General features: G+C 56.9%; 8 protein-coding genes. 3 read left to right on the forward strand and 5 right to left on the reverse strand.

Annotated features, from left to right (window positions below; genetic code table 11):
* Positions 1 to 119: 119 nt before the first annotated feature.
* Entirely contained in the window at positions 120 to 458 is a 339-nt protein-coding gene (locus L3X40_RS06185) for an ArsR/SmtB family transcription factor (RefSeq protein ID WP_237364888.1), read from the reverse strand.
* A 444-nt stretch (positions 459 to 902) separates the two neighbouring features.
* Here L3X40_RS06185 and L3X40_RS06190 point away from each other — a divergent pair, with 444 nt between their 5' ends.
* Both L3X40_RS06190 and L3X40_RS06195 read left to right on the forward strand, forming a co-directional pair.
* On the forward strand, positions 903 to 1,868 hold the full coding sequence (locus tag L3X40_RS06190; protein ID WP_237364889.1) for an XdhC family protein: 966 nt from the start codon (positions 903 to 905) through the stop codon (positions 1,866 to 1,868).
* Positions 1,869 to 1,970: 102 nt separating this feature from the next.
* Positions 1,971 to 2,669 (forward strand): Crp/Fnr family transcriptional regulator, encoded by a 699-nt coding sequence (locus tag L3X40_RS06195; RefSeq protein WP_237364890.1) that lies wholly within the window; start codon positions 1,971 to 1,973, stop codon positions 2,667 to 2,669.
* Between the two features lie 122 nt (positions 2,670 to 2,791).
* Here L3X40_RS06195 and L3X40_RS06200 read toward each other — a convergent pair whose 3' ends face one another.
* Positions 2,792 to 3,448 carry an OmpW/AlkL family protein gene (locus tag L3X40_RS06200; RefSeq protein WP_237364891.1) on the reverse strand — a complete coding sequence of 219 codons (657 nt, stop codon included), beginning with the start codon at positions 3,446 to 3,448 and terminating at the stop codon, positions 2,792 to 2,794.
* A 130-nt stretch (positions 3,449 to 3,578) separates the two neighbouring features.
* Between L3X40_RS06200 and hemN the strand changes: the two genes are divergently transcribed.
* Complete coding sequence (hemN, locus tag L3X40_RS06205) at positions 3,579 to 4,901, forward strand: oxygen-independent coproporphyrinogen III oxidase (RefSeq protein WP_237364892.1); 1,323 nt, start codon at positions 3,579 to 3,581, stop codon at positions 4,899 to 4,901.
* Positions 4,902 to 4,975: 74 nt separating this feature from the next.
* Here hemN and L3X40_RS06210 read toward each other — a convergent pair whose 3' ends face one another.
* The 3 genes from L3X40_RS06210 to L3X40_RS06220 all read right to left on the reverse strand — a co-directional run bounded on the left by L3X40_RS06210 (position 4,976) and on the right by L3X40_RS06220 (position 7,783).
* A complete protein-coding gene (locus tag L3X40_RS06210; RefSeq protein WP_237364893.1) occupies positions 4,976 to 6,133 on the reverse strand; it encodes an alpha-hydroxy acid oxidase in 1,158 nt (385 codons plus the stop codon).
* 113 nt (positions 6,134 to 6,246) lie between these two features.
* Positions 6,247 to 7,146, reverse strand: a complete 900-nt coding sequence (locus L3X40_RS06215) for a glycosyl hydrolase (RefSeq protein ID WP_338331131.1) — start codon at positions 7,144 to 7,146, stop codon at positions 6,247 to 6,249.
* Entirely contained in the window at positions 7,139 to 7,783 is a 645-nt protein-coding gene (locus L3X40_RS06220) for a hypothetical protein (RefSeq protein ID WP_237364895.1), read from the reverse strand. The genes L3X40_RS06215 and L3X40_RS06220 overlap by 8 nt, the downstream gene beginning before the upstream one ends.
* Positions 7,784 to 7,893 lie beyond the last annotated feature (110 nt).

The raw sequence follows: 7,893 nt of genomic DNA on the forward strand, positions 1-7,893 counted from the left end.
CTCAACAGCAGGAGGTTCTGGCTTGTGCCATTTGCGGTACGCAGCAGGCAGCGGATACGCCATTGGCGGAGGTAAGGCGATCGAAGTTGGTCACGCCGCACGCACATGAAAGTGTTTCATCAGGCGCTCTTTCTCCGGGAATCGGGAAGGCAGGCGAAATCGTCGGCACAGGGGACGCCGCCGCAGCAGTTTTCGGTCAGGTAGCCCATCAGGCCGTTCATCGCGGCGTAGTCAGCGAAATAAATGATCGAACGGCTCTCGCGCCGCTGCGTTACCAGCCCGGCATTGGTGAGCTGGGCAAGGTGAAAGCTCATCGAGGAAGGTGGTACATCGAGCCTTTCGGCCAGCACTCCAGCGGCAACGCCATCCTCACCCGCCTGTACCAGCAGCCGGAACGCAGCGAGGCGATGCTCCTGAGCAAGGGCGGAAAGGGCTCGGATGACACGGTCGGCTTGCATCTGGCACTCCAATGATTCGATAAATATCAAAATATCGAAATGTTGGATTGATGTCAATCATCTGTACCTGCTTTTAGAGGGTGATGAGTTCAGGTTGCTCCACTTCCGTTCGTCCCGAGCGTAGTCGAGGGACATTGCACGACGTGTCTCGACTTCAGCCAAAGGCTGAAGTTCATCCTGAGCGCCTGCCTTGGCAGGCAGTCGAAGGGCTCGACACGAACGGGGGTGATTCCCATTTTCTGCAATTCGCTCTAATGGCACGTTCATGCGCTCCGGGCGGCGGCAGTCAACGCCGCTTTGGGGAATCAAGTCTATATATATCCGGGCTCTTTCTGCGGTCAACCGCGATACCGGTTGATGCGAACATGCGGCTGAACCTTGCCTGTTCCTTCGATTGTCCGCATATCGATCAGATCAACGACGGTGCAGTGCAAGGCTGAAACAATGCAACTGAAAGATGCTGACTGGCCCACTTTTGGCTGGACGACCGACATGCGGCCGTCGCTGCGCGATGCGCGTGAAGCGGGCCGGAATGTTGTGCTTGCGACGCTCGTTCGTATCGATGGACCTTCGCCTCGGCCCCCGGGATCGCAGATGCTGTTCGATGGAGCGAAGGCGGTTGGCTATTTTTCAGGCGGTTGCGTGGAGGCTGACGTCGCCAATCATGCACAAACCGTGCTCCAGAATGGGACACCCAAGTGGCTGGTCTACGGGCAGGGCGGTCCGTGGATCGATATCCGGCTGCTTTGTGGAGGCACACTCGAAATTGCGTTGGAGCGGATAGACCCCGACGACGATGCCGTCGCGGCGCTCCTGGACCTGTCGCGACGGCGGCAACCGGCGCGATGGATAAGCGGCAATTCCGGCCACCGGGTCGAAGCAGCTGGGCCTTTGGTGCCTGCGGTGACACATCAGGGCGAGGAATATGCCTTGCGCCATGATCCTCCCTATCGTGTGATTATCGTCGGCGGCGATCCATTTGGACTGGCAATGGCAAGCTTGTCTGTGAGCGCCGGTTTCGAAACTATCATTGTGCATCCCGGAGGACCTTCCGATCCGCCGCCGATTCCCAATGTAGTGTATCGGCGTGAACCCCCGGCGGCGGCTATCGAAGCATTGATCCCGGACCGGTGGACCGCTGTCGTCACTGCAACGCATGATGAAGAACTTGACGATGCGGCGGTGATTACGGCGCTGAACGCAGAGACCAGCTACGTCGGGGTGCTGGGATCGGTGAGCAGAACCGAGGCGCGGCGACAGCGCTTGCTGCGAGCGGGTCTGGAGCCGACAAAAATGTCAGCGCTTCACGCGCCGATCGGCGCCGCCCGCTGCGGAAAGGCGCCTTGGGAGGTTGCGGTTTCGGTTCTTGCCGAAATTATGCAGGTTCGCACCGATCAATCGGCATTGTGAGGTGCCAATCCTTCGAGGCAGCGTAAGGGATATTACGGATGGGGCTATCATTCCGCTTTTGTCATTCAGTAGAAATGACTCGGCTGGCTTAGATTGAATGTAATGACACCTTGCGATGTATGTGAAGTCCGCGACTATGCGCTTTGCGCCACGCTTGGCCTTGAGCGTGAGCAGTTTATCCGCCTGGGCCGCCAGATGACATTGCCGAAGGGCCGAACGCTCATGTGGGAGGGCCAGGAATCCATGCTTGTCGCTAATGTGGTGGAAGGGGCGCTGATGCTTTCCACCTGCTCTGGCGATGGGCAGGAGCAAATTGTCGGTGTCGTGTATCCATCCGACTTTATCGGTCGGCCTTTCGGTAGCGAAAGTCCACATAATGTGACGGCGCTGACGGATTCCAGGGTCTGCGTATTTTCTCGATCGGTTTTCGATGGCTTCGTCCGGAAGCATCCAGAGATGGAACACCACCTCCTGCAGCGAACGCTTGATGAACTGGACCGCGCCCGCAAATGGATGGTGTTACTTGGCCGTATGAGCGCGGAACAGCGGGTTGCGACTTTCCTGGTCGATATTTCTCGCAGGCTTGCCCATGTCAAACCTGAAGGAGAATGCGCGCCACTCGAGCGGTTCGCTCTGCCGCTCGATAGACAACAGATTGCCAACGTGCTTGGTCTTACCATCGAGACAGTCAGCCGACAGCTCTCGGCGCTTAAACGCGACGGTGTCCTGGCGCTACCCGACCGGCGGACAGTGGAAATCCATGACCGCAAGCGGCTGGAGGCAATTGCCCAAGCGGAATAATCGTCATATCTGTCGGTCGGAGAGAAAATCTGTCCCGACAATCCAATCGCTCGCTCAAAAGAAAAGGCGACCGCATCTGCGCCCGCCTTCAGGTGAGGAGCTCTTGAATTCTGTCTGCAAAACTAAAAGCGCATACCGATGCCTGCCCCCGCGACGATCGGGTCCAGATGCACGCGCACTCGCTGTACACCAGCGGAGGTCGTGCTGAGGCGCGCCGTTGTGTCCATATCGATATATTTCACATCTAAATTTACGAACATGCGATCATTGATGTCGATATCGAGCCCTGCCTGCAGTGCCCAGCCAAAGCTGTCGGACATGTGCACGTTCGTGGAGCCCACTGCGCCTTCCAATGCGTCCGAAGCCTTTTCGGAATAGAATAGCGTATAGTTGACGCCCGCCCCGACATAGGGACGCACAGAACCTTCCACGATGGGGTGATATTGTACCGTGAGTGTCGGCGGCAGTACCCAGGTGGAAGCAAGTTTTCCGATGCTGCCAGTCGTGCCGGTGATACCGCTTGCTGTATGCTTTGTCGTCGCCGCGATCAGTTCAAAACCGATATGGTCGGTCACCATATAGGTAATATCGATTTCCGGCATTACGCTGTTGTCGACCTTTACCTTCTCGCCTGGGAAGCCAGGCAGAACGCTGCCGCTTTTCTCGTTGGGGGCCACCATGATGGCACGCATGCGGAGCAGGACGTCCCCCTGCCTGGCTTGTGCCGGCATCGAAGCAACCGTGGCCGAGACAGCGACCGCGAGCATTAAAACCTTCATGTTATGTCTCCACCCTTTGACCATGTGCCATCGATTTGAGCTATTGCAGCGATGAATACATTGATCATTGGCAAGGATTTTCTTGATTTGTATCAATGGAATAAGATCCTGCCCAAGTCATGTTTGCCGGATGTGGACCTATTATCCCGAACTTCTGGAAACGCCTGTACCGCGCTATACCAGCTATCCTACTGCCGCTGAATTCAGCGATGACGTAGACGCGACCGACATTGAACGGGAACTTGCAAGTGTCGAAAAAGGCACTGCGCTTTCGCTCTATGTCCACATCCCATATTGTCGGGAGATTTGCTGGTATTGCGGCTGCAATACCGGCGCCGCCAACAGGCAGAAACGCCTTTCCACATATCTGGAGGCGCTGGAGCAAGAAATTGCGCTTGTCGCGGCAAGGTTGGCGGGCCGCGGAACTGTACGCTATATCGCTTTTGGCGGAGGCAGTCCCAATGCCATCGCGCCAGTCGAATTTCTCCGCCTGCTACAGCAGATCATTCTCTGCTTTAATACCGAAAGTCCTGAAATATCGGTGGAACTGGACCCCCGTATCCTCAACGACCAATGGTTTTCCATATTGAGCGCAGCGGGTGTCGGGCGTGTCAGTATGGGTGTTCAAACCTTTGCGCCGCATGTGCAGCAGGCAATTGGCCGTGTACAACCTGCGGCACTGATCGAAAAGGCTGTCGAAAAACTTCGCAAAGCAGACATCGGATCGATCAATTTCGATCTGATGTACGGCCTTCCGACCCAGACTGCCGCCGACCTTGAAAATACGCTGGATTGCACCATCAAGCTTCAGCCGGATCGCATCGCCCTGTTCGGCTATGCCCATGTACCGCATATGATGCCGCGTCAGCGTCGCATCGATGCCAATCAGCTTCCCGGTCAGGCGGAACGCTTTGCAGCAGCAGCCTGTGGTTACGACCGCCTGACGGATGCCGGATATCAGGCAATTGGCTTTGACCATTTTGCCCTTCCCGGAGATTCGCTGTCCCATGCCAAGCGGCAGGGCGTACTTCGTCGCAATTTTCAGGGCTTTACCACCGATGCTTCCCCTGTACTGATCGGGGTCGGTGCCACTGCCATCAACAGCTTTGCGGGCTGTATCATCCAGAACGAAAAAAATGCCGGGCGCTATCGTATGCGCCTTTCCGCCCGGCAACTGCCAGCAGCACGCGGTGTAGTCCGAAGCGATGACGACAATCGGCGGGGCAGGATCATCGAGGACATTCTATGTCGGGGTGAAGCCTGTATCGCAACGGATATGCTGGATCATGGAACGCATCAGGCACTGGCGCGGTTTGAGCGGCATGGACTGGTGACACTGAATGCCAATGTGTTGCGGCTCGCGAATAACGGTCTTCCTTATGCGAGAAGCATCGCCGCGCTTTTCGACCGCTATCGTCAACCACATACGCACAGCTTCAGCAACGCGATTTAAGTCTCTGAGCATTTAAAGAAGCGGCGCAGACTGCCCTTGCTGGTGTGGAGCAAAAGCACTCTTCGGCCATCATCTCAAAGGCGGTTGCGCCAGCGCAATCGGTTGCTGTTCAGCTGATCGGTACTTGTAACGCCAAGAAGACGCATGCCACGCTCTATCTCGTCCTTGAGCAACCCGATTGCGCGTTCGACGCCCGGCTGACCAGCCGCGGCCAGCGCATAGAGGTAGAGCCGTCCGCCCGAGACGCAGCTTGCCCCCGCTGACAATGCCTTCAGTATATGCGTTCCGCGCCGGATGCCGCCGTCGCAAATGATCTCGATCTCGCCGCCTACCGCCTCGACGATCTCGGGGAGCTGATCGAAGGGTGCGCGGCTGCCATCCAGCTGGCGCCCGCCATGATTTGAGATCATGATGGCGTCCGCGCCGATCTCGACGGCGCGGCGGGCGTCGGCGGCGCTCATAATGCCCTTCAGGCAAAAGGCGCCGCCCCAGTCCTCGCGCAGTTGTTCGGCCATCTTCCAGTCCATCCCGACATCGAGCATCGAGTTGAAATAGCTGGCGATCGAAACCGCATTGCCTGTCCCCTCAGTCACATGGGTATCGAGGTTGGGCAGGGCGAATTTCTCACGGAAAAGATAGTCCAAAGCCCAGCGCGGCTTGATCGCATAGGAAAGCGCCGAAGAGGGCGTAAAGCGCGGCGGTGACGTGAAGCCGCTGCGTGCACAGCGCTCCCGCTTGCCGGAAACGATCGTATCGACGGTGAGCGCCAACGCATCGAACTTCGCTGCCTTGCAACGCGCGATCATCGATCGGTTCAATCCGCGGTCCTTGTGGTAATAGAATTGGAACATCTTGGGCGTGGAGACCATTGCCCCGACCTCCTCGATGCTCACCGTTGCGAGGCTGGAAATGCCGAACCACAGCCCAAACTTTTCCGCCGCCTTAGCCACCGCGCGTTCGCCTTGCCAGTGAAAGACTCGCTGAAGCGCGGTAGGTGAGAGGATCAGAGGCAGAGCGCTCTTGCGACCCATGATGGTGACGGAGGTGTCAATATCCGCAACGCCGGCCAAAACATCGGGCACCAGGTCGCAATCTGCGTAGGCATCAGTATTACGCCGCTTGGTGATCTCGTCGTCGGCGGCACCGTCGATATAGTCGAACACCGGCCACGGCAGACGTTGCTTGGCCAGGCGGCGAAAGTCTTCGATGTTGTGGCAGTTCGTGAGGCGCATGAACAATCTTAGCGACGTATCGGCCTCTCTTACAATGCAATTCAGAGGTTCGGTGTATGAACGGGTTCAGGCACTACTCAACCGCCCAACTCCCGTAGGAGAAAACAGAAGCTTCATATGGGATCGGGCAAGCTTTCGGACGGGGGCGTCGACGGAGAACGGTCCGAAGATGGAACGACCCTGCAAGTCATCAGGTCAACAAACGCCGCACCTACAGGAGAAAGACGGCCTTCCACGACGAGGCCGGACCCCAGTCGCCAGCCATCCAATCCTTCATACAGTCCGAACCAGGCATGCCTTTCAACAAAGGGCAAATCGTCCAACATCCGGGAAGCGCTTCTGAAGAAGCTTGCTTGTTCCTCGGGCGAAAAGCGGCTCGGGTTTGACCAGTCGGCCAAGGCCCATTCGGTAACCCAGACAGGCCGGTCATAGGCTTGATGAATCCTCTCCAGATGGAGCTTGAAGGCCTCAACGTCCTTGTCGCTTGAGTAATAATGCACCGAAATAAAATCGACCCGGTAATTGCGCTTTCTTGCGGCAGACATGAAACGGCCCAACCAGCTTTCTTCGCCGATTTCATTTCCCGTGCTCGTTGCTGGAGAACCAAGCCGTTTGCCTGTCAGCATTAACGTGGGCCAATAGGCCAATGCCAAATCCACGTCCATGTTTGCCTGATTGTCCCGATCCGGCTCATTGAAGGTCAGCAATTCGCGTGATTGTGTCGATAGCACATAGGGGAGGTCTCGCCCCGACCAGATCATCGGTACGAATTTCGAGTTCTCAACGTTTGTTTTCGGCTGCCAATTATAGAACCAGCCCGCGTTTAATCTTCCGAGCTCGTTGCGAAGCGCTTCTGTTCCTCGCACTGGCCAGACACCGACACCCACCTTGTTGATGTGTTCCAACTGGCAATCGGCAGCGAAGAGCGGAATTGAGCAGAACAAGTAAATGGGCGCTAAAATGCCGATTATTGCGCGATAAACAAGTCTCATATTTCGCAGTACGCTAATCATCGAACAGCAGGAACCGCATGCCGCCTTCCTTGCGATGAAGGATCACCATGTCGGCTTTCACTTCCAGACAGGCCGCTTCGAAATTCACGACGCCAAGGTCGTTCGGTGTCAGAATGACGTGCAACACGCCATGATCGTGGTCGTCCAGGGCTATTCTGCCAGAGGTCAGTTGACACATCGGTACGCTCAGTTCGGCCCAGCGCGGCAGTCTTGAATCGCTTTCCGGCATCGACCAGCCATATTCCTGGGTATAGCCTTCCAACGGTTCGCCGGTATCAAAGCCCAATCGGAAATCGACTCCTGCGATCCCCCGGCCATCGGGCCAGGTCACCAACAGCGTTGGTGCCGCTCCATCCGCGGCAATGGGAGGCGCCTTGGAAAATACAGAAGCCACGGGCTTCGGCTCAGTAAAGAGGCAGGTCTTTCCTTCCACCATTTGCCAGCGCCCCTGCGCTCTTTCGTCAAGCGCACCGGCAGCGAGTGCATACCGGAACCGGCCATCGGGGGTTAGCACCAGTTCGCCAGCGACATCCGGACCCTCTGCCAGCCGGTAACGACCGATCAGACCCGGGGCGGCCGAAGCGGCATCGGACAATAGTAGTGCAGCCGCAGCCACCAGGAGAAGAAAACTTCGCATCTGGTGATTGTGAACCCTATACGAGCCTTGCGCTGTTGATTGTCGCTGAGAAGTGACCCGGTAGCGGCATAAATTTTCACTGAGATTTGACCCATGTTTGAACCACTCCC

The sequence above is a fragment of the Rhizorhapis sp. SPR117 genome, assembly GCF_021742065.1.